The organism is Streptomyces sp. NPDC058701 (assembly GCF_042715295.1).
Taxonomy (GTDB): domain Bacteria; phylum Actinomycetota; class Actinomycetes; order Streptomycetales; family Streptomycetaceae; genus Streptomyces.
Window position 1 is genome coordinate 635 of record NZ_JBHXSY010000034.1, and the last position, 25,755, is coordinate 26,389.

Consider the following 25,755-nt stretch of genomic DNA (forward strand, 5'->3'; position numbering starts at 1 on the left):
GACGACGACCGTGGCGGCCGTCCGTCCAGCGGTGGCGGCGACCGCCCCAGCTACCCGCGTCGCGACGACCGTGGTGGGGACCGTCCGTCGTACCCGCGCCGTGACGACGACCGTGGCGGCCGTCCGTCCAGCGGTGGCGGCGACCGCCCCAGCTACCCCCGTCGCGACGACCGTGGTGGCGACCGTCCCTCGTACCCGCGCCGTGACGACGACCGCGGTGGGTTCCGTGGCGGGCGTGACGACCGCGGTGGCTACCGTGGCCGCGACGACCGTGGCGGCGACCGTGACTTCCGCTCCGACCGCGACCCGGTCAAGCGGCTCCCGATCGACGACGACGTCACCGGCTTCGAGATCGACTCCGACGTGCGCCAGGAGCTCCTGAGCCTCCCCAAGGGGCTCGCCGAGGAGGTCTCCAAGAACCTGGTCATGGTCGCGCGCCTGATCGACGAGGACCCCGAGCGGGCGTACGCGTACTCGCGCATCGCCCTCCGTCTGGCCTCCCGTGTCGCCGCCGTCCGCGAGGCCGCCGGCTTCGCCGCGTACGCCACGCAGAAGTACAGCGAGGCGCTCGCGGAGTTCCGTGCCGCCAAGCGCATGACCGGCTCGGTCGAGCTGTGGCCCGTCATGGCCGACTGCGAGCGCGGCCTCGGCCGTCCCGAGCGGGCGCTGGCCATGGCCGGCGAGCCCGAGGTGCAGAAGCTGGACAAGGCCGGCCAGGTCGAGATGCGACTGGTCGCCGCCGGTGCCCGCCGTGACCAGGGGCAGCTCGAAGCCGCCATCGTCACCCTGCAGAGCCCGGAGCTGGCCTCCAGCACCGTCCAGCCGTGGACCGCTCGCCTGCGGTACGCCTACGCCGACGCCCTGCTCGCGGCCGACCGCGAGGACGAGGCGCGCGAGTGGTTCGCCAAGACCCTCGAGGCGGACAAGGACGGGGCGACCGATGCCTCCGACCGCCTCGCGGAGCTCGACGGCGTCGAGTTCGTGGACGCGTCGGCCGAACACGCCGACGACGCCGACGAGGATGACGTCGATGTCGATGTCGACGTCGACGACGAGGATGACGACGACCAGGACGATGCGGAGGTCGCCGCGGCCGAGCGCGCCTCCGACGTCGCCGAGTACTACGACGAGGACGACGAGGAGTACGAGCCGCAGGAGCGGCCCGTGGCCGAAGACGTCGCCCCCGACGGTGACGACGAGCAGGACTCGGGCCGCGACAAGGCCTGAGGCATGACGTGAGAAGGGCGGTACCCCGGTCGGGGTACCGCCCTTCTGCATGTCCGGAGCGGTCCGCAGCCGTCAGACCAGGCCGCGCAGCACCAGGCCCGTCGCCGGCTTCGGGCCGAAGGAGGTCGACTTGCGGGGCATGGTCACGCCCTGGCGGGCCAGGTCCCGTACGACGTCCTCCCGGACCGGGTGCAGCAGGACCGCGGTGCCGCCGTGGCGTTCCGCCATGGCCACCGTCGACGGGGTGTCGTGTATGTACGTGATGTGCTCCGGGGTGTCCGGGACGTTCCACACGGCGTCGAGCAGGGTGGCGTGCAGGACGGTCGCGTCCAGCCGGCGCCAGGCCTCCGGGCGGTCGTGTCGGACCGTGCGGTCGAGGAGCGCCTGGTCGGGGTCGGTGACCAGGTGGAAGCTGCCGTCGCCGGTGAGGAGGAAGGCGTTGCCGCGCTCCGAGGCGTCCGCGAGGGCTTCCAGGGCCAGCGGGAGCGGTCCGTCGAGCGGGCGCACCCGGAACAGGCCGTCGAGCGCCGCCAGGGCGTCGGCGACCGGCAGGCGGCGCAGCATCCGGTGGATGGCGCGGACCTCCAGGGGGTAGTGGACGGTGTCCACCAGGAGGACCAGGCCGAAGTCCCACGGAGACGGGGAACCGTGCTCCTGCTGGAGGCGCAGGTAGGTGGCCCAGCGGTGATGGCCGTCGGCGATCAGGGCCTGGCGGTGCCCCAGGTCGGTGGTGACGGCCGCCAGCTCCTCCGGATCGGTGATGGCCCACAGGCGGTGCTGGAAGCCGTCCTCGGTCGTGGTCGACAGGAGGGGCGGGCGCCCCGCCGTCCGCTCCACGACCGCCGTCGCGCCCGTGCGGGGGTCGTCGCCCCGGTAGGTCAGCAGGAGCGGTTCGAGGTTCGCCGAGGTGGCCCGCATCAGGCCCGCCCGGTCGGTGACGACGTCCGGCATGACGTCCTCGTGCGGGAGGACGATGCCCGCTTCGGCGTCGGACAGGGCCAGGGCGCCGATGATCCCCCGTTGCAGCAGCCCGGCCCTGCGCTGCTCGTACACGTACAGTGCGGGCTCCGGGTCCGCGTGGAGGACGCCTTCGGCCAGCCAGTCGTGGAGGGTGCGCGCGGCCTGTTCGTTGCGGGCGGCCGGGGTGCCGGCCTGGGGCAGGATCAGGCGCACGATGTTGTGCGGATCGGCGGATTCGAGGTGATCGACTCCGTCCGGGCGTACGACCACGTCGTACGGCGGCGAGGTGACGGCGGCGAGGCTGCCGACCCGCTCCGCAACGTAGCGCAGGCCTTGGAACGGGATCAGACGCAGCCCGTGGTCAGCGGTGCCAGGTGTGGTCATTGGTGCATGGTAAGACCCGTCTTGGTATGCGGGATGATCGGGGGTGACCGAGGAATCACACAGATCGAACACATCGGGAGCGGACAGGATGACCAGCGTGAGCAGGAACAGTCCCGCGGCGAGTGGGCGGAGTCTGCACCAGGCGTACGACACGGCCCTGCTCGACCTCGACGGGGTGGTGTACGCGGGCGGGCGGGCCATCGCGCACGCCGTGGAGTCCCTCGCGGCCGCCCGGGCCGACGGGATGCACCTCGCGTACGTCACCAACAACGCGCTGCGGACGCCGGAGGCCGTCGCGGCCCACCTGGGCGAGCTGGGCATCCCGACCGAGGCGGACGAGGTGATCACCTCGGCGCAGGCGGTGGCCCGGCTCATCTCGGAGCAGGTGGAGCCGGGGTCGAAGGTGCTGGTGATCGGCGGTGAGGGTTTGCGGGTCGCGCTGCGCGAACGCGGTCTGGTGCCGGTGGATTCGTCCGACGAGGAGGGGCTCGTGGCGGTCGTCCAGGGGTACGGGGGCCCGGAGCTGCAGTGGTCGCGGTTTGCCGAGGCGGCGTACGCGGTCAACCGGGGCGTGCCGTGGTTCGCGTCCAACACCGACCTGACGATCCCCGGGGCGCGCGGGATCGGACCGGGCAACGGGGCCGCGGTGGAGGTCGTACGGATCGCCACGGGCGCCGAGCCGCAGGTGGCGGGCAAGCCGCTGCCCCCGATGCACCGGGAGACGGTGCTGCGGACCGGCGCGAAGCGGCCGCTGGTGGTCGGGGACCGGCTGGACACCGACATCGAGGGCGCGTTCAACGGGGAGGTGGACTCGCTCCTGGTGCTGACCGGGGTGACGGACGCCGCCCAGCTGGTGCGGGCCGAGCCCCGGCACCGGCCGACGTACGTGGACCGGGACCTGCGCGGGCTGCTGACCGGGCAGCCGGAGGTCACCGAGGAGGACGGCGCGTGGCGTTGCGGCGACTGGGTCTGCGCGGCGGACGCGGACGCGCTGGAGCTGCGGAGCATTCGCACGGCGGACGGGCCGGAGGGGCCGGACGGGGATCCGGTCGACGGGCTGCGGGCGCTGTGCGCGGCGGCCTGGACGGCCGCCGGGGACGGATCCTGCACGCTCGACGCGGAGAAGGCGCTGGCCCGGCTGGGCCTCTGAATCGTAGGGGGCGAGGGTAGGCTAACCTAACCTGGTGTTGGTCGAGAGTCCCCCAGAACCCGAACCGGGTGCCGCCGCGAGCGCGCGGCCCGTCGTCGCGGCCCGTCCGCGCCACGGCGTCCGCGCCGCCGGCCTGCTCGCCGCCCTCGTGGCGCTCGCGCTGATCGCGGTGGTGAGCATCGCGGTGGGTGCCCGGCAGGTGCCCCTGGAGGAGGTCTGGCACGGTCTCTTCTACTACACGGGGACGCCCTCCGACGTGGTGGTGCGGGACCTGCGGGTCCCGCGCACCCTGCTCGGGCTGATGGTCGGGCTGGCGCTGGGCCTGTCGGGCGCGGTGATGCAGGCGCTGACCCGCAACCCGCTGGCCGAGCCGGGCATCCTCGGCGTCAACGCCGGCGCCGCGGCCGCCGTGGTCTCCGCGATCAGCTTCTTCGGGGCGAGCTCGCTGGGCGAGTTCGTGTGGTGGGCCTTCCTCGGTGCCGCGGCCGTCTCGGTCCTCGTCTACGTACTGGGCGGGAGCCGCAGCGCGACGCCGGTGCGGCTGGCGCTCGCCGGCACGGCGGCCAGTGCGGCCCTCGTCGGCTACATCAACGCCGTACAGCTGATGGACAGCAAGGCCCTGGACAAGCTGCGGTTCTGGACGGTGGGTTCGTTGGCCTCGGCCAACGCGGACACCGTCCGGCAGGTGGCGCCCTTCCTCCTCGTCGGGGCCGTGCTCGCGCTGATCCTGGGCCGGCCGCTCAACGCGATGGCCATGGGCGACGACACCGCCCGGGCGCTCGGGGCCCGCCTGACGCGGACGCGGATCGCGGCGATGGCCGCCATCACCCTGCTCTGCGGCGCCGCGACGGCGGCCTGCGGGCCCATCGCGTTCGTCGGCCTGATGATCCCGCACCTGGTACGGGCCTTCACCGGCCCCGACATGCGCTGGGTGCTCGCGTACTCGGCCGTCCTGTCGCCCGTGCTCCTGCTCGGCGCCGACGTCTTCGGCCGCGTGATCACCCGGCCCGCCGAACTCCAGGTCGGCATCGTGACCGCGCTCATCGGCGGCCCCGTCTTCATCTACCTCGTCCGGCGCAAGAGAATGGCCCAGCTGTGATCGTGAAACTCCCGACCGGCCGGCCCGTCCGGTCGGCTGGGCCCCGCGCGCTGCGCTCGCCCGGCGGGATGTCGCTGCGGGTCGACCGGCGGGCCGTGTCCGTCGCGGTGCTGCTCACCGCCCTGGCCTTCGTCCTGGCGGTCCTGCTCATCGGAACGGGCGACTTCCGGATCGCGCCGTGGGACGTCGTGCAGACCGTGCTGGGCAACGGCACCCCGGCGAACGACTTCATCGTCAACGACCTGCGCATGCCGCGCGTGCTGGTCGCGCTGCTGGTGGGCGCCGCCCTCGGCATGTCCGGGGCCGTCTTCCAGTCGGTCTCCCGCAACCCGCTCGGCTCGCCCGACCTGCTCGGCTTCGGGTACGGCTCGGCGGTCGGCGCGCTCGTCGTCATCATCCTGTTCAACGGCAGCGCCGGCGCGGTGGCCGCCGGCGCCCTGACCGGCGGCGTGCTGGCCGGCATCACCGTCTACCTGCTGGCGTACAAGAAGGGCATCCAGGGCTACCGGCTGGTCCTGGTCGGGATCGGCGCCTCCGCCGTGCTCCTCGCCGTCATCCAGTACCTGATCACGAAGGCCCAGCTGGTCGAGGCCAGCCGGGCGCTGGTCTGGCTGACCGGCTCGCTGGCCGGCCGGGACTGGGCGCAGGTGTGGCCGCTGCTCGCGGTCTGCGCGGTGCTGTTCCCCGTGGTCCTCGGACACGGCCGGGCCCTGCGGATGATGGAGATGGGCGACGACGCCGCGTACGCGCTGGGCGTACGGGTCGAGCGGACCCGGCTGCTGCTGATGCTGGCGGCGATCCTGCTCACCACCGCGGCGAGCGCGGCGGCCGGACCGATCAGCTTCATCGCGCTGGCCGCGCCGCAGCTGTCCCGCCGGCTCACGCGATCGCCCGGCGGGAACCTGCTGACGGCCGCGCTGATGGGTTCCGTGCTGCTGCTGGTGTCCGACTGGGCCTCGCAGCAGGCCTTCGGCGCCGACCAGCTTCCCGTGGGCGTGGTGACCGGACTGGTGGGCGGCGTCTACCTGCTCTGGCTGCTCGTCACCGAACGCAAGGCGGGACGCATATGACCGCGACATCCAGGAACGTCAGGAGTGGGCAAGTGCAGCGGCTGACCGCGGAGAACGTGACCCTCGGCTACGAGAAGCGGGTCATCGCCGAGAACCTGTCGGTGGAGATCCCCGACCACTCCTTCACGGTGATCGTCGGTCCCAACGCCTGCGGCAAGTCCACGCTGCTGCGGGCCCTGTCGCGGATGCTGAAGCCGTCGGCGGGCCGGGTGCTGCTCGACGGGCAGGCCATCGCCTCGATGCCGGCCAAGAAGGTCGCCAAGACGCTGGGCCTGCTGCCGCAGTCCTCGATCGCGCCGGACGGCATCACGGTGGCCGACCTGGTCTCGCGCGGCCGGTACCCGCACCAGGGCCTGCTGCGGCAGTGGTCGCCCGAGGACGAGCGGATCGTGGTCGAGTCGATGACCTCGACCGGGGTGGACGAACTCGCCGACCGGGCCGTGGACGAGCTGTCCGGCGGGCAGCGGCAGCGCGTGTGGATCGCGATGGCGCTGGCGCAGCAGACGCCGCTGCTGCTCCTCGACGAGCCGACGACCTTCCTGGACATCCAGCACCAGCTCGACATACTGGACCTGTGCGCCGAACTGCACGAGGACCAGGGGCGCACCCTGGTCGCCGTCCTGCACGACCTCAACCACGCCGCCCGGTACGCCACGCACCTGATCGCGATGCGCGCCGGGGAGGTCGTGGCCGAGGGGCCGCCGGCCGAGGTGGTCACGGCCGAGCTGGTGGAGCAGGTGTTCGGCCTGCGCTGCCAGGTCATCGACGATCCCGCGACGGGCACGCCGCTGGTGATCCCGGCGGCGCGCAGGGCCCGTACGAAGGCCCGCGCGGGGGCGACGGCGCTCTAAGGGCCGTCCCGTACTCCCCGGCGGGCGCGCGGCCTGGCTAGAGCAGGCTCTTGAGGCGCAGGAGGTCGCGGAAACCGGCCTCCAGCCTGACCCGGCCCGAGGCCCAGGCCTTGGCGAACTTCAGCTCGCCCGCGACCATCGCGACCAGGTCGTCACCGGTCATCGCCAGCCGGATCTCGGCCTTGGCGGCCGGGGGACCCGGGGAGACCGCGTCGACCCTGATCCGGCCGCCGTCGAGGCGGCCGGTGAAGGTCCGGTCCAGGTCCGTGACGTGGCAGCTGAGGGAGCGGTCGAGGGCGGCCGCGCCGCGCACACCGCCGTCGGCGCCCGTGAGGTTGTCGGAGAGTCGGTCGAGTGCTTCGCGGCACTCCTCGATCGTAGCCATCGTGATCACGACGGTACCGCAGAGCCGTACGTGGTCGCGGAGCGCTTCGGGGTAGCGTCGGGGCATGACCGACGAAGCGGCCGAGGCCGACGGACCGGCCGCCGGCGACGGACCGGCCGACGACGGACCGGCCGGGGCCGACGACGGACCCGCGGCCGACGACAGACCCGCGGCCGACGACCGCGCCGCCCCGCCCGCCGGGCCCGTGGCGCTGGGCGTCGTACGCACGCCCACCGGCCACGCCGGGGTCGACGCGGAGCTGGCGCGGCTGGCGGAGGCCGACGGCCTCACGGCCGACGGACACGTCGCGGTGTACGAGGATGTGCACCGGGGGCTGCGCGAGGCGCTGACCGCGCTGGACGCACCGCCCGTCCCTGGTCCGTACGAAAACAGGAGCTGAACCGAACGTGGCAGGAGTGGCACGCCGCCGCCTGGACGCCGAACTGGTACGCCGCAGCATGGCCCGCTCGCGCGAGCACGCCGCGCAGCTGATCGCCGCGGGCCGGGTGACCGTGGGCGGGACCACCGCCACCAAGCCCGCGACGCAGGTCGAGACCAGCGCGGCCCTGGTGGTCCTGAAGGACGACGACGACCCGGACTACGTGTCCCGCGGCGGCCACAAGCTCGCCGGGGCGCTGGCGGCCTTCCAGCCGCTGGGGCTGCGGGTCGAGGGCCGCCGGGCGCTGGACGCGGGCGCCTCCACCGGCGGGTTCACCGACGTGCTGCTGCGGGCGGGCGTGGCCCACGTGGTGGCCGTGGACGTGGGGTACGGGCAGCTGGCCTGGGCGCTGCAGAGCGATGACCGGGTCACCGTGAAGGACCGTACGAACGTGCGCGAGCTGACGGTCGAGCAGATCGACGGAGTCCCGGCGGACCTGGTCGTCAGCGACCTCTCCTTCATCTCGATCGGCCTGGTCCTGCCGGCGCTGGTGCGCTGCACGGCGCCGGACGCCGACCTGGTGCTGATGGTCAAGCCGCAGTTCGAGGTCGGCAAGGACAGGCTCGGCAGCGGCGGCGTGGTGCGCAGCGCGGAGCTGCGGGCCGAGGCGGTGCGCGACGTGGCGGCGCGGGCCGGGAAGCTGGGCCTGGGCGTGCTCGGGGTGACCGCGAGTCCGTTGCCGGGTCCATCGGGCAACGTCGAGTATTTTCTCTGGCTGCGGGCGGGGGCACCTGCCCTCGACCCGGGGGATGTCGACAGGGCAGTGGCGGAGGGGCCTCAGTGACAGATTCTTCGGCTTCAGGGGTGGGACGGACCGTCTTCCTGCTCGCGCACACCGGGCGGCCGGCGGCCATCCGCAGTGCCGAGCTGGTCGTACAGGGTCTGCTGCGGTGCGGTCTGGGGGTACGGGTCCTCCAGGACGAGGCGGTGGACCTGCCGCTGCCGCCCGAGGTGGACCTGATGGCCGAGTGCACCCCGGAGGTGCTGGCGGGCTGCGAGCTGCTGATCGTGCTGGGCGGGGACGGGACCCTGCTGCGCGGCGCGGAGTTCGCGCGCGGCTCGGGGGTGCCGATGCTGGGCGTCAACCTGGGCCGGGTGGGGTTCCTCGCCGAGGCCGAGCGGGACGACCTGGACAAGGTCGTGGACCGGGTGGTGACCCGGGAGTACGAGGTCGAGGAGCGGATGACCCTCGACGTGACCGTGCGCACGAACGGCGACGTGGTCCACCAGGACTGGGCGCTGAACGAGGCCGCGATCCAGAAGGTGTCCCCGGAGCGGATGCTGGAGGTGGTCCTGGAGATCGACGGCCGCCCGGTGACCGGCTTCGGGTGTGACGGGATCGTCTGCGCGACCCCGACGGGCTCCACGGCGTACGCCTTCTCCGCGGGCGGGCCGGTGGTCTGGCCGGAGGTGGAGGCGCTGCTGATGGTGCCGATCAGTGCGCACGCGCTGTTCGCGAAGCCGCTGGTGACCTCGCCGGACTCGGTGCTGGCGGTCGAGGTGCAGCCCGGGACCCCGCACGGGGTGCTGTGGTGCGACGGACGGCGGATGCTGGAGCTGCCGGCCGGGGCACGGGTCGAGGTCCGGCGGGGGACCGTGCCCGTACGGCTGGCCCGGCTGCACCACGCGTCGTTCACGGACCGGCTCGTGGCGAAGTTCGCGCTGCCGGTGTCCGGGTGGCGCGGGGCGCCCCACTGACCCGTGGCCCCTCACGTAATAGCACGTCCGTTCGCAGAACCCTGGGCGGGTGACGTCACATGGCACCGGTGAAACCTCGGTATCGTCGTCCCGTGCTTGAGGAGATGCGGATACGGTCGCTCGGAGTCATCGACGACGCTGTGGTCGAGCTGTCGCCCGGATTCACCGCGGTGACCGGCGAGACCGGCGCGGGCAAGACCATGGTCGTCACCAGCCTCGGGCTGCTGCTCGGCGGTCGCGCCGACCCCGCCCTGGTGCGGGTCGGGGCCAAAGCGGCGGTGGTCGAGGGCCGCATCGTCATGCGCCCGGACGCCCCCGCCGCACTGCGCGCCGAGGAGGCCGGTGCCGAGCTCGACGACGGCGCCCTCCTGATCAGCCGGACCGTGTCCGCCGAAGGGCGCTCGCGCGCCCACGTCGGCGGCCGCTCCGTGCCCGTCGGCCTGCTCGGCGAGCTCGCCGACGACCTGGTCGCCGTCCACGGGCAGACCGACCAGCAGGGGCTGCTGCGGCCGGCCCGGCAGCGGCAGGCCCTCGACCGGTACGCCGGGGACGCCGTCGCCGTACCGCTGGAGAAGTACGCGGCCGCCTACCGGCGGCTGCGCGCCGTCGCCGTCGAACTGGACACCCTCGTCACCCGGGCCCGGGAACGCGCCCAGGAGGCGGACCTGCTCCGCTTCGGGCTGGACGAGATCGCGGGCGTGGAGCCGCTGCCCGGCGAGGACGTCGAGCTGGCGGCGGAGGCGGAGCGGCTCGGGCACGCCGAGTCGCTCGCGTCGGCGGCCCAGGTGGCCCACGGGGCGCTCGGGGGCAACCCCGAGGACCCGGAGGCCATCGACGCCAACATGCTCGTCGCGGGCGCGCACCGGGCCCTGGAGTCCGTACGCTCCCACGACCCGGCCCTCGGCGTGCTCGCCGAGCGGATCGGGGAACTGGGCATCCTGCTGGCCGACGTGGCCGGGGAGCTGGCGGGCTACGCCGACGATCTGGACGCCGATCCGCTGCGGCTGGCCGCCGTCGAGGAACGCCGGGCCGCCCTGACCCAGCTGACCCGCAAGTACGGCGACTCGGTGGAGTCGGTACTGGAGTGGGCCGAGCAGGGCTCGGCGCGGCTGCTGGAACTCGACGGCGACGACGAGCGGATCGCGGAGCTGACCGCGGAGCGCGACGGGCTGCGCTCCGAACTCTCCCAGCTGGCGCAGGCGCTGACGGACGCGCGGGTGGAGGCGGCCACGCTCTTCGCCTCCGCGGTCACCGAGGAGCTGGCCTCGCTGGCGATGCCGCACGCGCGGGTCACGATCGACATCCGGCAGGCCGACGACCCCGAGGGGGTGGAGGTCGGCGGCCGGACCGTGGCCTACGGCCCCTCGGGCGCCGACGAGGTCGAACTGCTGCTGGCCCCGCACCCCGGGGCGCAGCCGCGGCCGATCGCGAAGGGCGCCTCGGGCGGCGAGCTGTCCCGGGTGATGCTGGCGGTCGAGGTCGTCTTCGCCGGGTCCGACCCGGTTCCCACGTACCTCTTCGACGAGGTGGACGCGGGCGTCGGCGGCAAGGCGGCCGTCGAGGTGGGGCGCAGGCTGGCGAAGCTCGCCAAGTCGGCCCAGGTCGTGGTCGTCACCCACCTCCCGCAGGTGGCCGCCTTCGCGGACCGGCAGCTGCTGGTCGAGAAGACCAACGACGGATCGGTGACGCGCAGCGGTGTCACCGTCCTGGAGGGAGAGGCCCGCATCCGCGAGCTGTCCCGCATGCTGGCGGGCCACGAGGACTCGGCCTCGGCCCGGGCCCACGCCGAGGAACTCCTCGCCGCGGCGCGCGCGGACGCCTGAGCGCGGGCAGGAACGGGGTCCGGGGCGCGCGATGCGGCCCGGGCCCCTTCGCACGCCCCCACGGGAGCCCCGGGGTAGCCCGTGTGGGTGAGCCTGGGGGGTATCCGGCGGTATCCCGCAGGGAATACGCACCCGTATGGTCCCGGAACGCGCGTACGGGCTGGCATCCTGGGCGACGTCTCTGACTCCCTCACCCTGGAGCTTCGGCCCGTGAGCAGCTCCCCGGTCTCCTCCCCGGTCCCCGCCCAGCCCTACGGTCGGCCGCCGCTGCGCGCCCTCCACGTGCTCGGAGCGGGCGCGGGCGGCGGCGCGCACGTGCGCTCGCTCGCGACCGGGCTCGCCGCGCGCGGGGTGCGCGTCACGGTCTGCGCCCCCGTCGCGGCGGAGGGCGAGTACGACTTCACCGGCGCCGGGGCGCGGTTCGAGCCCGACGCGCCCTGTGCCCTGCGCGCCGCGTGCGCGGAGGCCGACGTCGTGCACGCCCACGGCGTACGGGCCGGCCTGCGGGCGGCGCTGGCCCTGCGCGGGCGCCGGGTGCCGCTGGTGGTGAGCTGGCACGGCGACGGCCCCGCGGCGGGCGGCGCCCTCGGGCGGCTCGGCCGGCTGCTGGAACGGCACGTGGCGCGCGCCGCGGCGGTCGTTCTCGGAGCCTCCTCGGACCAGGTCGACCTGGCCCGGCTGCGCGGCGCGCGGGACGCCCGGCTGGCGCCGGTGGCGGTGCCGGCCGCACCGGAGGACCCGGAGCCGGCCGACCCGGGCAAGGTGCGGGCGGAACTCGGCGCGGTGGGGCGGCCGCTGCTCGTCGCGGTCGGCAGCCTGGTGCCGCACCGCGGGTACTCCGTCCTGCTCGACGCGGCGCGCGCGTGGCGGGAGCTGGACCCCGTACCCCTGCTGGTCATCGCGGGGGAGGGGCCGCTGCGGACGGAACTGTCCCGGCGGATCGGGGCCGAAGGCCTGCCCGTACGGCTGCTCGGGCGCCGCCGGGACGCCGCGCAGCTGCTCGCGGCGGCGGACCTGGCGGTGCTGCCGAGCCGGTGGGAGGCGCGGGCTCCGCTGGCGCAGGAGGCGCTGCGGGTCGGGGTGCCCCTGGTGGCCACGGCGGTCGGCGGCCTGCCCGAACTGGTCGGCGACGGCGCGGCGCTCGTGCCGTACGGGGACCCGGAGGCGCTGGCCGCCACCGTGTCGGACCTGCTCGGCGACGCGGACCGGCGGGCGGCCCTCGCCCTGGCGGGCCGGGCTCAGGCGGCGACGTGGCCGTCGGAGGACGACACCGTCGCGCAGGTCCTGTCGGTGTACGACGAACTGATGGAACGCGGCCGGTAGCAGGGCGTCGTCGACCGCACTGCGGTCCTGCCGCCCTGCTCCCTGCGGCTTCTGGCGTAGCGAACGACGGTGACGACGCCCGCCGGCCCTTCCGCGCCCCGGCTCGCCGGGCCGGGCGTCAGGAGCCCGTGTGGCGGCGGGCGCGCAGGGCCAGGCTCAGGGACAGCACCGTCTCGGGGTCGTCGAGGTCCGTGCCCAGCAGCTCCGAGATGCGGGCCAGCCGGTTGTACAGCGTCTGCCGGTTCAGGTGCAGCTCGCGGGCCGTCTCCGCTTTGCGGCCCGCATGGGCCAGGTACGTCTCCAGGGTCGGCAGCAGCGGCGGCCGCGAGGTCACGTCGTGGGCCCGCAGCGGACCGATCGCGCGGTCCACGAACGCCGCCAGGTCGGGGTGTTCGCGCAGCCGCCACAGCAGCAGGTCGATGTCCAGGCGCCGGGCGTCGTACCAGGGGCGGGCCGGCAGGCCGTGGGCGGCCGTGGCGGTCTCCGCCGCGTGCCGCAGGCCCGCCGAGGCGGCCGCCCAGCCGCCCGCGACGCCCACGACCACCGCGGGCGGTGCGACGGCGCGTTCGAGGCCCGCACGCTCCACACCGGCCCGCAGCGCCAGCGCGACCCGGTCGGCCACCGCCGTGCGCTCCGACTCGGCGCGCAGGGAGACCAGCAGCGGCACCCGGCCCTCGACGGGCCGCACACCGAGCAGGACCGGGACGCCTACGGATGACAGCTCCTCCAGCACCGCGCGGGCCAGCACCGCCCAGTTGCCGGACGGTCCCAGGTCGGAGGACAGCCTCATCACCACGGGGAGCAGCGGTCCCGGACCCGGCTTGAAGCCGAGGACGCGCGCCTGCGCCGGGGCGTCCTCCGCCGGGATGCGGCCCTCGGCCAGGTCCGTGAGGAAGTCGCCGCGGCCGCGCGCCGCCAGCTCGTCCTCCTGCCGGGCCTGCATGAGGACCACCGCCAGGACGCCCGCGGTGCGCTCCGCCGCCATCCGGTGCACGGGGGCCAGCGGGGCGGAGACCCCGACCAGGACGACCCGGGCGCGGACCGAGCCGGTGCCGTGGCCGCCTCCCGGGACGTCGATCACCACCGTGTTCGCGGACGCCTCGACCTCGCGCTGGCCCCGCAGGCCCTCCCAGACCTGGAGCGGGTCGGCGCCCGCGTCCCCGGCCGAGCTGCCGGCCGCATACAGCAGCTGCCCGTCGGGGGTCTCCAGGAAGACCGGGTTCGCCGTGAAGTCGGCCAGGATGCGCAGCACCTGCTGGATGCCGCCGCCGCCCAGCAGGGCCTCCGTACAGCGCCGGTGGACCTCCTCGGCCCGCTGGAGGAGGGCGTAGTGACCGTTGACGATCTCGGTGTGGACCTCCTCGGTGACGGTGACGAAGGGGACCTCCCGGTGCAGCTGGACCAAGGGCAGGCCGGCGGTGCGCGCGGTCTCCACGATGGTCGCCGGCAGCCGGGTGAAGCGCGGGCCCAGTTCGACCACGAGCGCGGCGATCCCCCGGTCCGCGAGGCGGCGCACGAAGGCCCGCTGCTCGGCGGGCCGGGTGCCGAGGCCGAGGCCGGTCGTCAGCAGCAGCTCGCCGCCCTTGAGGAGGGAGGCGATGTTGGGGACCTCGCCCGCGTGCACCCAGCGGACGGTCCGGCCGAGGCGGTCGGCGCAGGCCACCACCTCGGGCAGCCCGCTGCGCAGTCCCGGCAGCTCCAGTGCCCGCTGAACCGTGATCCCGCCCTGGTTGTCCATATCGCGGGACGCTATCAGGGGGTCAGGCGGGTCGGATGTTGTGGTTGAAGCGGAAGACGTTGTCCGGGTCGTACTGCCGCTTCACGGCTCCCAGCCTGCGCAGATTGTCCTCGCCCAGTCCCGCCGCAACGCGCTCCGACCCTTCGTCGCCGGTGAAGTTCAGGTAGACGGCGCCCGTGCTCCACGGCTGTACGTCGGCCCGTACGTCCTTCACCCACCGCCGGCACCGCTCGTCGTCCGCGGGGTCCTCCCAGATGCCGAACGGGTGCACCGCCCAGGGCGAGTCCCGGTACGGGACGGGGAACTCCGCCGGGCCGTCCGCGATGGCTCCGCCCAGCGGGAACAGGATGTGCTGGGTGCCCGTCGGGACCGGCATGGAGCGCGCCCGGGCGCAGAACACCTCGACGAGCTCGTCCGGCAGGCCCGTCAGGTACTCGGCGGACCAGTAGTTCCGCATCCCCGGCGGGTCGTCGATCATGCACTGGAGGTCCGCGTACGGGATCGCGGTGACGACCTCCGCCTCGTGGGGGAGCGCCAGCAGCGGGGCGGCCAGCTCGCGCATCCGCTCCTCGGGCCCGGCGTACGTCAGCAGGACGCCGCAGAGCAGGGTGCCGACCAGGTGGGGCGGCACGAACGGCTCGGGCGGCGCGGTCAGGTAGATGAGGCCCCCGCTCGCCTCCCTCGGGCCGCCCTCGACGAGGTCCCGGAACAGGCGGGTCGCCTCCGGCCCGCGCTCCGGCGCGTACATGAGCAGGGCGATCGACATGGCGGGGAGGTCGTGCAGGCGCAGGGTCAGCGACGTCGCGACGCCGAAGTTCCCGCCGCCGCCGTGCAGGGCCCAGAACAGCTCGGGGTGGTCCTCGGCGGACGCCGTGACGCACTCGCCGTCGGCGGTGACGAGGTCCACGCCCAGCAGGTTGTCGACGGCCAGACCGCACGTGCGGTCCAGCCAGCCGGAGCCGCCGCCGAGGACGAAGCCGCCGACGCCGGTGGTGGAGGCGCGGCCCCCGGTGGTCGCGAGGGCGTGGGGCTGGCAGGCCCGGTCCAGATGGCTCATGGTGGCGCCGCCCGCGACGCGTACCGCCTTGGCCGCCGGATGGACCGTCACCTCGGTCATCCGGCGCAGGTCGACGACGAGGGCGCCGTCGCCGCTCGCGTTGCCGGCCACGCTGTGTCCGCCGCCCCGCACCGCGACCTTCAAGTCCAGTGCGCGGGCGAAGCGTACGGCGGTGACCACGTCGGGTTCACCCTCGCACTGAGCGATGACGGCCGGATGCCGGTCGATCATGGAGTTGAAGACGGCCCGGGCCTCGTCGTACCCGGGATCCCCCGGGGCGAACACCTCACCGGCCAGGTCCTCGCGGAGCGCGGTCAGCGCCGCGCCCGCCTTCGAGAGGGGAGCCATGGCTGCCCCCTTCCACCGGGGGAGGGCAAAGGACCTCTCCAGCGTAGGCGGCCGCGCGGACCGGGGCGCGGCGGGAAGCCGCCGCCCCGGTCCCCGCGATCAGCCCCCGTACGCCCCGCTCGCGGTCAGCCGCAACGCGGTGTCGATCAGCGGGACGTGGCTGAAGGCCTGCGGGAAGTTCCCGACCTGCCGCTGGAGCCGCGGGTCCCACTCCTCCGCCAGCAGCCCCAGGTCGTTGCGGAGCGCGAGCAGCCGCTCGAACAGCCGCCGCGCCTCGTCCACCCGGCCGATCATCGCCAGGTCGTCGGCCATCCAGAACGAGCAGGCGAGGAACGCCCCCTCGTCGCCCTCCAGGCCGTCGACTCCGGCCTCGTCGCCCGACGTCGGGTAGCGCAGGATGAACCCGTCGGGCGTGGACAGCTCGCGCTGGATCGCCTCGATGGTCCCGATGACCCGCTTGTCGTCCGGCGGCAGGAAGCCCATCTGCGGGATGAGCAGCAGGGAGGCGTCGAGCTCCTTCGACCCGTACGACTGGGTGAAGGTGTTGCGCTCCTTGTCGTAGCCCTTCTCGCACACGTCCTGGTGGATCTCGTCGCGCAGCTCGCGCCAGCGCTCCAGGGGGCCGTCCGCGTCCCCGCTCTCGATCAGCTTGATCGTGCGGTCCACGGCCACCCAGGCCATCACCTTCGAGTGCACGAAGTGGCGGCGCGGGCCGCGCACCTCCCAGATGCCCTCGTCGGGCTGGTCCCAGTGGGTCTCCAGGTAGCGGATCAGCTTGAGCTGGAGCAGCGAGGCGTAGTCGCTGCGGGCCAGCCCGGTCATGTGGCCCAGGTGCAGGGCCTCGGTGACCTCGCCGTACACGTCGAGCTGGAGCTGGCCGGCGGCGCCGTTGCCGACGCGGACCGGGGTGGAGCCCTCGTACCCCGGGAGCCAGTCGAGCTCGGTCTCGCCGAGCTCGCGCTCGCCCGCGATCCCGTACATGATCTGGAGGTTCTCCGGGTCCCCGGCCACCGCGCGCAGCAGCCACTCGCGCCACGCGCGGGCCTCCTCGCGGTAGCCGGTGCGCAGCAGCGAGGACAGGGTGATGGCCGCGTCCCGGAGCCAGGTGTAGCGGTAGTCCCAGTTGCGGACCCCGCCGATCTCCTCGGGGAGGGAGGTGGTCGGCGCGGCGACGATGCCGCCCGTGGGTCCGTACGTGAGGGCCTTGAGGGTGATCAGCGAGCGGACCACCGCCTCTCGGTAGGGCCCGTGGTACGTGCACTGCTCGACCCACTCGCGCCAGAACTCGGCGGTGGCCTCCAGGGCCTCCTCGGCGGCGGGGGTCTCCGGCGCCCCCTTGTGCGAGGGCTGCCAGCTGATCGCGAAGGCCACGCGGTCGCCCGGTCCGACGGTGAAGTCGGAGTACGTCGTCAGGTCCTTGCCGTAGGTCTGCGCGTCGGTGTCCAGCCACACCGAGTCGGGTCCGGCGACGGCCACCGTGCGGCCGTCGACCTTGTGGACCCAGGGCACGACCCGTCCGTAGCTGAAGCGCATGCGCAGGGCGGAGCGCATCGGCACGCGGCCGCTGACGCCCTCCACGATGCGGATCAGCTGCGGGGCGTGGTCCTCGCGGGGCGGCATGAAGTCGATCACGCGCACCGTTCCGCGGGGGGTGTCCCACTCCGACTCCAGCACCAGCGAGTCGCCGCGGTAGCGGCGCCGGGTGGCGCGGGGGGCGTCCACGCCGGCCGGGAAGGCCGGGCCGATCCGCCAGAAGCCGTGATCCTCCGTGCCGAGAATGCTCGCGAACACGGCGTGTGAGTCGAACCGGGGCAGACACAACCAGTCCACCGCCCCGTCCCGACAGACCAACGCCGCGGTCTGCATGTCCCCGATCAGTGCGTAATCCTCGATGCGCCCGGACACGTGCATCTCCAGTCGAACGGCCACGTCCGCCCCGAAGGGCGCTTGCATTGCGCGCGGTGCACGCGGTCTCCCATGGGTGGGGAACGCCGCGTTGAGCCAATGATTCCGCATATCGGCTCGGGTCGGCCGTCTGACGGCTGCCCGGCGGCGATGTTCGCAATATCCGAGCAGGATATGACGGCACCCTAGTGATCCACACAAGCCTGCGGAGAATGTGATGCCACCAAACGGGTGAGCAGGCGAAACTTTCCCGCACGACCCCCGCACACCGGGGGGCGGGGCGTCGCCGGAGGCGGACCCGTCCGGGCGCTGATAGGCTGGTACCCCGTGGACCGGTGGTCTGCCTGTGCGAATCAGGAGCCCCGAAACCGCAGCTTCGGCGCCCCCTGAGACCCTTCCGGATCGACGGAGGCCGGCGCCGGACGCACCTCACCTCGCGACCACGGGAGCCCCCTCTTGGCGATGCCGCCCAACTCCATGACGACCAAGCACATCTTCGTCACCGGGGGTGTCGCTTCCTCCCTCGGCAAGGGCCTGACGGCCTCCAGCCTGGGTGCGCTGCTGAAGGCGCGCGGGCTTCGGGTCACGATGCAGAAGCTCGACCCCTACCTGAACGTCGACCCCGGCACGATGAACCCGTTCCAGCACGGTGAGGTGTTCGTCACCAACGACGGCGCCGAGACCGACCTGGACATCGGCCACTACGAGCGCTTCCTCGACGTCGACCTCGACGGCTCGGCCAACGTCACCACCGGCCAGGTCTACTCGACGGTCATCGCCAAGGAGCGCCGCGGCGAGTACCTCGGTGACACCGTGCAGGTCATCCCGCACATCACCAACGAGATCAAGCACCGCATCCGCCGCATGGCGACCGCGGACGTCGACGTCGTCATCACCGAGGTCGGCGGCACCGTCGGCGACATCGAGTCGCTGCCGTTCCTGGAGACCGTCCGCCAGGTCCGCCACGAGGTCGGCCGCGACAACGTCTTCGTCGTGCACATCTCGCTGCTGCCCTACATCGGCCCCTCCGGCGAGCTGAAGACCAAGCCGACCCAGCACTCGGTCGCGGCGCTGCGCAACATCGGCATCCAGCCCGACGCCATCGTGCTGCGCGCCGACCGGGAGGTCCCCACCTCCATCAAGCGCAAGATCTCCCTGATGTGCGACGTCGACGAGGCGGCCGTCGTCGCGGCGATCGACGCCAAGTCGATCTACGACATCCCCAAGGTCCTGCACACCGAGGGCCTGGACGCCTACGTCGTCCGCAAGCTCGACCTGCCCTTCCGGGACGTCAACTGGACCGTCTGGGAAGACCTCCTGGACCGGGTCCACAACCCCGACCACGAAGTCAAGGTCGCGCTCGTCGGCAAGTACATCGACCTGCCCGACGCCTACCTGTCGGTGACCGAGGCGCTGCGCGCCGGCGGGTTCGCCAACAAGGCCCGGGTCCAGATCAAGTGGGTCGCCTCCGACGACTGCAAGACCCCGGCGGGCGCCGCCGCCCAGCTCGGCGACGTGGACGCGGTCTGCGTGCCCGGCGGCTTCGGCGACCGCGGCGTGAACGGCAAGGTCGGGGCGATCACCTACGCCCGCGAGAACAGGATCCCGCTGCTCGGCCTGTGCCTCGGCCTCCAGTGCGTGGTCATCGAGGCCGCGCGCAACCTGGCCGGCATCGAGGACGCGAACTCCACCGAGTTCGACGCCTCCACCCCGCACCCGGTCATCTCGACCATGGAGGAGCAGCTGGCCTTCGTCGAGGGCGCGGGCGACCTGGGCGGCACCATGCGCCTGGGCATGTACACGGCCAAGCTCGCCGAGGGCTCCGTCGTGCGCGAGGCCTACGGCGACGAGGCGTACGTGGACGAGCGCCACCGCCACCGCTACGAGGTCAACAACGCCTACCGCGGCGAACTGGAGAAGAAGGCCGGCCTCGTCTTCTCCGGCACCTCCCCGGACAACAAGCTCGTCGAGTACGTCGAGTACCCGCGCGAGGTCCACCCCTACCTCGTCGCCACCCAGGCCCACCCGGAGCTCCGCTCCCGTCCCACGCGCCCCCACCCGCTCTTCGCGGGGCTGGTCAAGGCGGCCGTGGAGCGGCAGCAGTCCGCGAAGTGACGGCCTGACCGCATAACGTAGACAGCCGGGGCACGGGATCGTGCCCCGGCTGTCGCGTTTTTCGGGAAGGTACGGGCCATGGCCATGGGCAACGACATCGAGGACACACCGGAGTCGTGGGAGGTCGTCGCCTCGCGCACTCCGTTCCAAGGGGCGAAGACGGCGGTCCGTTCGGACCAGGTCCGCATGCCCGACCGGATGGTGGTGCGCCGCGACTACCAGGCGCACCCCGGCTCGGTGTGCGTCCTGGCCCTCGACGAGGACCAGCGGGTGCTGGTCCTGAAGCAGTTCCGCCACCCCGTGCGGCACCGGCTGTGGGAGCTCCCGGCCGGGCTGCTGGACGTGCCGGGGGAGAACCCGCTGCACGCGGCGCAGCGCGAGCTCTACGAGGAGGCCCACGTCAAGGCCGAGCAGTGGCACGTGCTGGCCGACTTCTTCTCCTCGCCGGGCGGTTCGGACGAGGCCGTACGGATCTTCCTGGCGCGGAACCTGGCGGAGGCCGAGGGGAAGCGGTTCGAGGTGTCCGACGAGGAGGCCGACATGGAGATCGCGCGGGTGCCGCTCGCGGACCTGGTGACCGGCGTGCTGGCCGGGCGGCTCGGGAATCCGGGGCTGGTCACGGGCGTGCTGGCCGTGACCGCCGCTCTGGCGGGCGACGGCCTGGACGCGCTGCGCCCGGCTCTCGCCCCCTGGCCGGCCCGCCCGTACGAGGCCTGAGGCGGACGCCGCGGCGCCCGCGGCCGGCGGGCCCTCGCGCCGCCGGCCGGGCGCCCGGCCGGCCCGGAGGGCGGTCGGGGAAGCCCGCGGGTGCCGGTACGGCGTAGTGGTGTGACCATCCGCTGATCCGATTGGGGGATTTGTCCGCCGCGCTCCACCCTTCTCGTCGCTCTGCGTGAACTACGCTCGCAATCCGAAGGCAGCGAGAGGAGCGGATCCGTGACGGATTTCGTCGGGCGGCGGCGTGAGCTCAAGGAGCTGCGCGAGGACATCGCACGGACCGGGCTCGACACCCTCTCCGGCCGGAAGGCCAAAGCCCCCCGGGCGCGGGTGCTGCTCGTCGCCGGGCGGCCCGGATCCGGGCGCACGGCCCTCGCCGAGGCCTTCGTGCGCGAGATCGCCGAGCAGTACCCCGACGGGGTCCTGCGCACCCGGCTGACCTCGCCCGGAGGCGAGACCGTACCCACCGAGCGCGCCGTCAGGGACCTCCTGGAGGGACTGGGGCACGTCGCCCCGGCCGGAGCCGGCGAGGACGACCTGAGCTCCGCCCTGCGGACCGCGCTCGCCGGGCGCCGGGCGATCGTCATGGTCGACGACGCGTCCGACCCCCACCAGGTCGACGCCCTGCTGCCGGACACCCCGGAGTGCCTGGTCGTGGTCACCGCCGAGGGCCCCCTCACGGGCATCCCCGACGTGCGGCCCTGCACCCTCGGCGGACTCGACACCCCCTCGGCCGTGAGCATGCTCGCCCACCGCATCGGCGACATCCGCGTCACCGTCGACCCCCGCGCGGCCGAAGCCCTCGCCGAGGAGTGCGGGGGCCAGCCCGCCGCGCTGCGCCTCGTCGGCGGCTGGCTCGCCGCCCACCCCAAGGCCTCCGTCGTCGACGTGTCCAAGCAGCTGCACGACATGCCGCCCGCCACCGGCGGCCCGCTCGCCCGCGGCTTCCGGCTCGTCTACGAGTCCCTGCCGCAGCCGGCCCAGCGGACCCTGCGGCTCCTGCCGCTCGCCCCCGCCGGGGTCGTCGACTCGCACACCGCATCCGCCCTCGCCGGGTGCTCCGTGGCCGCCGCCCAGGCCACCCTGGACGACTTCGCCGGACTGGGCCTGCTGCACTCCTCCCGCGACGGTCTGTTCCTGGTGCCCGGCTGCCTCGCCCCGCTGCTCCAGGCCCTGCTGGAGGCCAAGGAGCGCCCGGCCGAGGTCCAGCTCGCCCGGGCCCGGATGCTGGAGCGCACCGTACGGCTGCTGCACTCCTGCCGCGCCATGGCCGAGCCCGCCGACGGGTCCGAGGACGGGCCCGTCGGTGGACCGGAGAAGCTGGACGGCCTGCCCCGCGCCCTGCGCTTCCCCGACCGGCGGGCCGCCGCGACCTGGCTGGACACCCGGCTGCCCGCCCTGACGGCGGCCGCCGCGATGGCCGTGGCCGACGGCGGGCTCGACACCCTGGCCCGCCGGCTGGTCGCCGGGCTCGTACGGGCCCTCGCGGACCACCGGGGCACCGCCGAGGCGGCCCCCGAGCTGTACGGGCTGCACCGGCTGGTCCTGGACGTCGCCGAGCGCCGCGACCTGTACCGCGAGCAGGCCGCCGCCCTGCTGAACCTGGCCGACCTGGACGCCGAGACCGGCCGGACCCAGGAGGCCCTGGAGCGCTACCGGGCCGCACTGGCCGCCGGAAAGGCGGCGAACGACCCGTACGCGACCGGCCGCGCGATGGAATCCGTAGGCGGCGCGTACCAGGAGCTCACGGACTGGCACCGGGCCGCCGACTGGTTCGGCCGGGCCCTGTCCCAGGCGCTCGCCCGCGGGGAGCGCGCGGACGAGGCGCGGCTGTACGGGCGGCTCGGGAACGTCCACACCTACGCGGGTCGCTACGGGGACGCGCTGCGCAGCTGGCGGGCCGCCGCCGCGGGCTACCGGAAGCTGGGCGATGTCCCGGGCCAGGCAAAGGCGTTGAGCGAGATGGCGCGGGTGCAGGAGTACGCGGGGCGGCCCGAGGAATCGCTGCACACCTGCCGGGAGGCGGTGGAGCTGGCGCGCCGGGTGGGGGACCAGCGACTTGAGGCCGCCCTCCAGGTCCGGCTGGCCGACACGCTGGACCGCCTCGGTGACCCCGCGGCCGCCAGGCTGCACCGGTCCGCAGCTGACAGATTGCTGGGAGATGACCCCGCAGCCTGCGAAATCCGTAGTGCTTCCGACTAAGATTATTCGTTTGCAAGGCTAGACAGCGACTCATCCTTCATTAGACTGGCTCCACCACGTCATCCTGTGGTGCATCCCGTTGCGCGTTCTTGTGGGCGGGTATGTATGGAAGTGACCCGAAAAATCCCCTGAGCCAAGGACCGTGATCGACGATGAAGGTCGGCATCCCCCGCGAGGTCAAGAACAACGAGTTCCGGGTCGCCATCACGCCCGCCGGCGTGCATGAGCTGGCCCGTAATGGCCACCAGGTCTTCGTCGAGCAGAACGCCGGTGTGGGTTCCTCGATCACGGACGCCGAGTACGTCGCCGCCGGCGCCGAGATCCTCGGCACCGCCGACGAGGTCTGGGCCACCGCCGACCTGCTGCTGAAGGTCAAGGAGCCCATCGCCGAGGAGTACCACCGCCTCCGCAAGGACCAGACCCTCTTCACGTACCTGCACCTGGCCGCGTCCCGCGCGTGCACGGACGCCCTGCTGGAGTCCGGCACCACCGCCATCGCGTACGAGACGGTCGAGCTCGCCAACCGCGCGCTCCCGCTGCTCGCCCCGATGTCCGAGGTCGCGGGCCGCCTGGCCCCCCAGGTCGGCGCCTACCACCTGATGCGCTCGGCCGGCGGCCGCGGCGTGCTCCCCGGCGGCGTCCCCGGCACCTCGGCCGGCGAGGCCGTGGTCATCGGCGGCGGCGTCTCCGGCTGGAACGCGGCGCAGATCGCCATCGGCATGGGCTTCCACGTGACCCTGCTGGACCGCGACATCAACAAGCTCCGTGAGGCCGACAAGATCTTCGGCACGAAGGTCCAGACGATCGTCTCCAACGCCTACGAGCTGGAGAGGGCCGTCCTCGCGGCCGACCTCGTCATCGGCGCGGTGCTGATTCCGGGTGCGAAGGCCCCGAAGCTGGTCACCAACGAGCTGGTGTCCCGGATGAAGCCCGGAAGTGTCCTTGTCGACATCGCGATCGACCAGGGCGGCTGCTTCGAGGACTCCCGTCCGACCACTCACGCCGAGCCGACCTTCCAGGTCCACAACTCGGTCTTCTACTGCGTCGCCAACATGCCGGGCGCGGTTCCGAACACCTCCACCTACGCGCTGACGAACGCCACGCTGCCGTACATCGTGCAGCTCGCGAACCTCGGCTGGGTCGAGGCGCTCCGCCGTGACCCGGCGCTCGGCCTGGGCCTCAACACCCATGACGGCCAGGTCGTTTACGGTCCGGTCGCCGACGCGCACGGCCTCCCGACGCTGGAGCTGAACACGCTGCTCGGCTGACGCGTCAACGACTGACGTCAATCTCACGTATCCGGCCGGACCTTGCTCGCGAGGTCCGGCCGGAGGCGTTCGCGGGGTACCCGGCGACCCCGCTCAACTCGCCTCGAACGTAGCCCTTTAACCCTTTCGCACACCCGCGAAACTTCGCGGCGACAGCTCGGACGCCCTTGACAGAGAGGTGTTCGGTTGCCGACACATCGTGCCGGGTCCGACGGATTGTGTTGCCGCTGGGCGGTGACACGCCATAGAGTCGCCAACCGTCGGCATGGTGCAACGCTGACCTATCGATAAGTGTCCTGGTCACGTCCGAGGAGGTAAGACGACTTGTGAATGAGTCGACATTTGCTCCTGGAGGTGGTCGCGCAGGGACGCCGGAGCGGGGCCCAGGCCCCGCCGGGCTCGAGGCTGTCGGCTCCGTCGCAGTCCGCACCTTCGCAAACCACCAGCACATGCAGACGCCCCGAAAGAGCATGGACGGCCTAGACGTGAACTCCAGGGCCGGCGACCCGAGCGGCGACAAGCCCGTGGGTTTCGCCGACTACGAAAACGTGCCCGAAGGGCACTTCTACGACCCCGACGCGGAGTATGAACCGGACCCCGAGTACGCGGCCACCCTCGCCCCCGACGCTGCCCGGCAGCGCCGTGAGCGGATCGGCCCGACCGGACGCCCGCTCCCGTACTTCCCGATCCCGGGTCCGCTGACCGACCACGGTCCGGCGAAGATCATCGCGATGTGCAACCAGAAGGGCGGCGTGGGCAAGACCACGTCGACCATCAACCTGGGTGCCGCGCTCGCCGAGTACGGGCGCCGCGTGCTGCTCGTCGACTTCGACCCGCAGGGCGCGCTGTCCGTGGGCCTCGGCGTGAACCCGATGGAACTCGACCTGACGGTCTACAACCTGCTCATGGAGCGGGGCATGTCGGCCGACGAGGTGCTGCTGAAGACGGCGGTCCCCAACATGGACCTGCTGCCCAGCAACATCGACCTGTCGGCCGCCGAGGTGCAGCTCGTCAGCGAGGTCGCGCGCGAGTCGACCCTGCAGCGGGCCCTGAAGCCCCTGATGGCCGACTACGACTACATCGTGATCGACTGTCAGCCCTCGCTCGGCCTGCTGACCGTGAACGCCCTGACGGCGGCCCACAAGGTCATCGTCCCGCTGGAGTGCGAGTTCTTCGCGCTGCGCGGCGTGGCGCTGCTGACCGAGACCATCGAGAAGGTGCAGGAGCGGCTCAACCCCGAGCTGGAGCTCGACGGCATCCTCGCCACGATGTACGACTCCCGCACGGTGCACAGCCGCGAGGTCCTGGCGCGCGTCGTCGAGGCCTTCGACGACCACGTCTACCACACGGTCATCGGCCGCACGGTGCGCTTCCCGGAGACCACGGTCGCCGGTGAGCCGATCACCACGTACGCCTCCAACTCCGTCGGCGCCGCCGCCTACCGCCAGCTCGCCAGGGAGGTGCTCGCCCGGTGTCACGCCGAGTGAGTCTGCCCGGAGCCGACGAACTGTTCCGCACGACCGGGGGGATGGCCCTCCAGTCGTCCTCGCCGCGGCGGGGGGCCGAGGAGGCGCCCGGAGCGGAGCACGCGCCGGCTTCGGCGGAGGGCACGGCGGGGGAGGGGCGCGGCCGGGAGGCGGCGGCCGGAACCGACCCCGTGGTGGGGGCACCGAGGCGGCCGCAGGAAGGTTCTGCCAGCTCCGCGAACGGACCGGCCCAGCCGGGCGGCCGCGGCAAGGGCCAGGGCCGGGGCGCCAACCGGCGCCCCAGCGGGCGCGAGCGGCACGACGAGAAGATCACGGTCTACGTCTCCGCCGAAGAGCTCATGGATCTGGAACACGCGCGGCTGGTGCTGCGCGGCGAACACGGGCTCGCGGTCGACCGTGGCCGTATCGTCCGTGAGGCGGTGGCCGTCGTCCTCGCGGATCTCGAATCCCGCGGGGACGCGAGCATCCTGGTACGGCGGCTGCGCGGGCGCTGACCCGGTCCTCCGGGC

General features: G+C 73.3%; 21 protein-coding genes. 16 read left to right on the forward strand and 5 right to left on the reverse strand.

The annotated features are described in order from the left end of the window. Positions 1-363 precede the first annotated feature (363 nt). On the forward strand, positions 364-1,227 hold the full coding sequence (locus tag ACFWW8_RS28440) for a hypothetical protein (protein WP_386532952.1): 864 nt from the start codon (positions 364-366) through the stop codon (positions 1,225-1,227). A gap of 72 nt (positions 1,228-1,299) precedes the next feature. Here the strand turns inward: ACFWW8_RS28440 and ACFWW8_RS28445 are convergent, their stop codons facing one another. Continuing rightward, positions 1,300-2,571, reverse strand: a complete 1,272-nt coding sequence (locus ACFWW8_RS28445; RefSeq protein WP_386532803.1) for a DUF1015 family protein — start codon at positions 2,569-2,571, stop codon at positions 1,300-1,302. Between the two features lie 88 nt (positions 2,572-2,659). On the opposite strand from ACFWW8_RS28445, the gene ACFWW8_RS28450 reads away from it, so the two are divergent. The 4 genes from ACFWW8_RS28450 to ACFWW8_RS28465 all read left to right on the forward strand — a co-directional run bounded on the left by ACFWW8_RS28450 (position 2,660) and on the right by ACFWW8_RS28465 (position 6,741). Then, positions 2,660-3,721 carry an HAD-IIA family hydrolase gene (locus tag ACFWW8_RS28450; protein WP_386532806.1) on the forward strand — a complete coding sequence of 354 codons (1,062 nt, stop codon included), beginning with the start codon at positions 2,660-2,662 and terminating at the stop codon, positions 3,719-3,721. A gap of 34 nt (positions 3,722-3,755) precedes the next feature. Next, positions 3,756-4,820, forward strand: coding sequence for a FecCD family ABC transporter permease (locus ACFWW8_RS28455; protein ID WP_386532809.1), 1,065 nt, complete (start codon positions 3,756-3,758; stop codon positions 4,818-4,820). A gap of 68 nt (positions 4,821-4,888) precedes the next feature. After that, positions 4,889-5,890: a FecCD family ABC transporter permease gene (locus tag ACFWW8_RS28460; protein ID WP_386532955.1), complete on the forward strand. Its 1,002-nt coding sequence runs from the start codon at positions 4,889-4,891 to the stop codon at positions 5,888-5,890. Then, positions 5,887-6,741: an ABC transporter ATP-binding protein gene (locus ACFWW8_RS28465; RefSeq protein WP_386532811.1), complete on the forward strand. Its 855-nt coding sequence runs from the start codon at positions 5,887-5,889 to the stop codon at positions 6,739-6,741. Before ACFWW8_RS28460 ends, ACFWW8_RS28465 begins: the two co-directional genes overlap by 4 nt. Before the next feature lie 37 nt (positions 6,742-6,778). Here the strand turns inward: ACFWW8_RS28465 and ACFWW8_RS28470 are convergent, their stop codons facing one another. Further along, positions 6,779-7,126, reverse strand: a complete 348-nt coding sequence (locus tag ACFWW8_RS28470; protein ID WP_386532813.1) for an SCP2 sterol-binding domain-containing protein — start codon at positions 7,124-7,126, stop codon at positions 6,779-6,781. A 64-nt stretch (positions 7,127-7,190) separates the two neighbouring features. Between ACFWW8_RS28470 and ACFWW8_RS28475 the strand changes: the two genes are divergently transcribed. The 5 genes from ACFWW8_RS28475 to ACFWW8_RS28495 all read left to right on the forward strand — a co-directional run bounded on the left by ACFWW8_RS28475 (position 7,191) and on the right by ACFWW8_RS28495 (position 12,409). Next, the gene (locus ACFWW8_RS28475; protein WP_386532815.1) at positions 7,191-7,526 is read left to right on the forward strand and encodes a hypothetical protein; all 336 of its coding nucleotides are present in this window, start codon (positions 7,191-7,193) and stop codon (positions 7,524-7,526) included. A 7-nt stretch (positions 7,527-7,533) separates the two neighbouring features. Continuing rightward, positions 7,534-8,349 (forward strand): TlyA family RNA methyltransferase, encoded by an 816-nt coding sequence (locus ACFWW8_RS28480; RefSeq protein WP_386532818.1) that lies wholly within the window; start codon positions 7,534-7,536, stop codon positions 8,347-8,349. A gap of 20 nt (positions 8,350-8,369) precedes the next feature. Continuing rightward, positions 8,370-9,263, forward strand: coding sequence for an NAD kinase (locus ACFWW8_RS28485; protein ID WP_386532820.1), 894 nt, complete (start codon positions 8,370-8,372; stop codon positions 9,261-9,263). A 104-nt stretch (positions 9,264-9,367) separates the two neighbouring features. Then, the gene (gene recN, locus ACFWW8_RS28490) at positions 9,368-11,086 is read left to right on the forward strand and encodes a DNA repair protein RecN (protein ID WP_386532958.1); all 1,719 of its coding nucleotides are present in this window, start codon (positions 9,368-9,370) and stop codon (positions 11,084-11,086) included. Between the two features lie 210 nt (positions 11,087-11,296). After that, positions 11,297-12,409, forward strand: coding sequence for a glycosyltransferase family 4 protein (locus ACFWW8_RS28495; RefSeq protein ID WP_386532823.1), 1,113 nt, complete (start codon positions 11,297-11,299; stop codon positions 12,407-12,409). A gap of 118 nt (positions 12,410-12,527) precedes the next feature. On the opposite strand, the gene ACFWW8_RS28500 is transcribed toward ACFWW8_RS28495, so the two are convergent. The 3 genes from ACFWW8_RS28500 to ACFWW8_RS28510 form a co-directional block, all read right to left on the reverse strand. Further along, positions 12,528-14,147, reverse strand: coding sequence for a PucR family transcriptional regulator (locus tag ACFWW8_RS28500; RefSeq protein WP_386532826.1), 1,620 nt, complete (start codon positions 14,145-14,147; stop codon positions 12,528-12,530). A gap of 22 nt (positions 14,148-14,169) precedes the next feature. Beyond that, the gene (locus ACFWW8_RS28505; RefSeq protein WP_386532829.1) at positions 14,170-15,552 is read right to left on the reverse strand and encodes an FAD-binding oxidoreductase; all 1,383 of its coding nucleotides are present in this window, start codon (positions 15,550-15,552) and stop codon (positions 14,170-14,172) included. 99 nt (positions 15,553-15,651) lie between these two features. After that, positions 15,652-17,463, reverse strand: a complete 1,812-nt coding sequence (locus ACFWW8_RS28510; RefSeq protein ID WP_386532961.1) for a glycoside hydrolase family 15 protein — start codon at positions 17,461-17,463, stop codon at positions 15,652-15,654. 456 nt (positions 17,464-17,919) lie between these two features. On the opposite strand from ACFWW8_RS28510, the gene ACFWW8_RS28515 reads away from it, so the two are divergent. The 6 genes from ACFWW8_RS28515 (at position 17,920) to ACFWW8_RS28540 (ending at position 25,740) form a co-directional block, all read left to right on the forward strand. Next, positions 17,920-19,572, forward strand: a complete 1,653-nt coding sequence (locus ACFWW8_RS28515) for a CTP synthase (RefSeq protein WP_383910751.1) — start codon at positions 17,920-17,922, stop codon at positions 19,570-19,572. Between the two features lie 78 nt (positions 19,573-19,650). Then, the gene (locus tag ACFWW8_RS28520) at positions 19,651-20,289 is read left to right on the forward strand and encodes an NUDIX domain-containing protein (RefSeq protein ID WP_386532832.1); all 639 of its coding nucleotides are present in this window, start codon (positions 19,651-19,653) and stop codon (positions 20,287-20,289) included. A gap of 219 nt (positions 20,290-20,508) precedes the next feature. Next, positions 20,509-22,491 carry a tetratricopeptide repeat protein gene (locus ACFWW8_RS28525; RefSeq protein WP_386532835.1) on the forward strand — a complete coding sequence of 661 codons (1,983 nt, stop codon included), beginning with the start codon at positions 20,509-20,511 and terminating at the stop codon, positions 22,489-22,491. Between the two features lie 152 nt (positions 22,492-22,643). Continuing rightward, on the forward strand, positions 22,644-23,759 hold the full coding sequence (ald, locus tag ACFWW8_RS28530; protein WP_386532838.1) for an alanine dehydrogenase: 1,116 nt from the start codon (positions 22,644-22,646) through the stop codon (positions 23,757-23,759). A gap of 326 nt (positions 23,760-24,085) precedes the next feature. After that, entirely contained in the window at positions 24,086-25,246 is a 1,161-nt protein-coding gene (locus ACFWW8_RS28535) for a ParA family protein (protein ID WP_386532841.1), read from the forward strand. Further along, positions 25,231-25,740 (forward strand): hypothetical protein, encoded by a 510-nt coding sequence (locus tag ACFWW8_RS28540; protein WP_386532843.1) that lies wholly within the window; start codon positions 25,231-25,233, stop codon positions 25,738-25,740. Before ACFWW8_RS28535 ends, ACFWW8_RS28540 begins: the two co-directional genes overlap by 16 nt. Positions 25,741-25,755 lie beyond the last annotated feature (15 nt).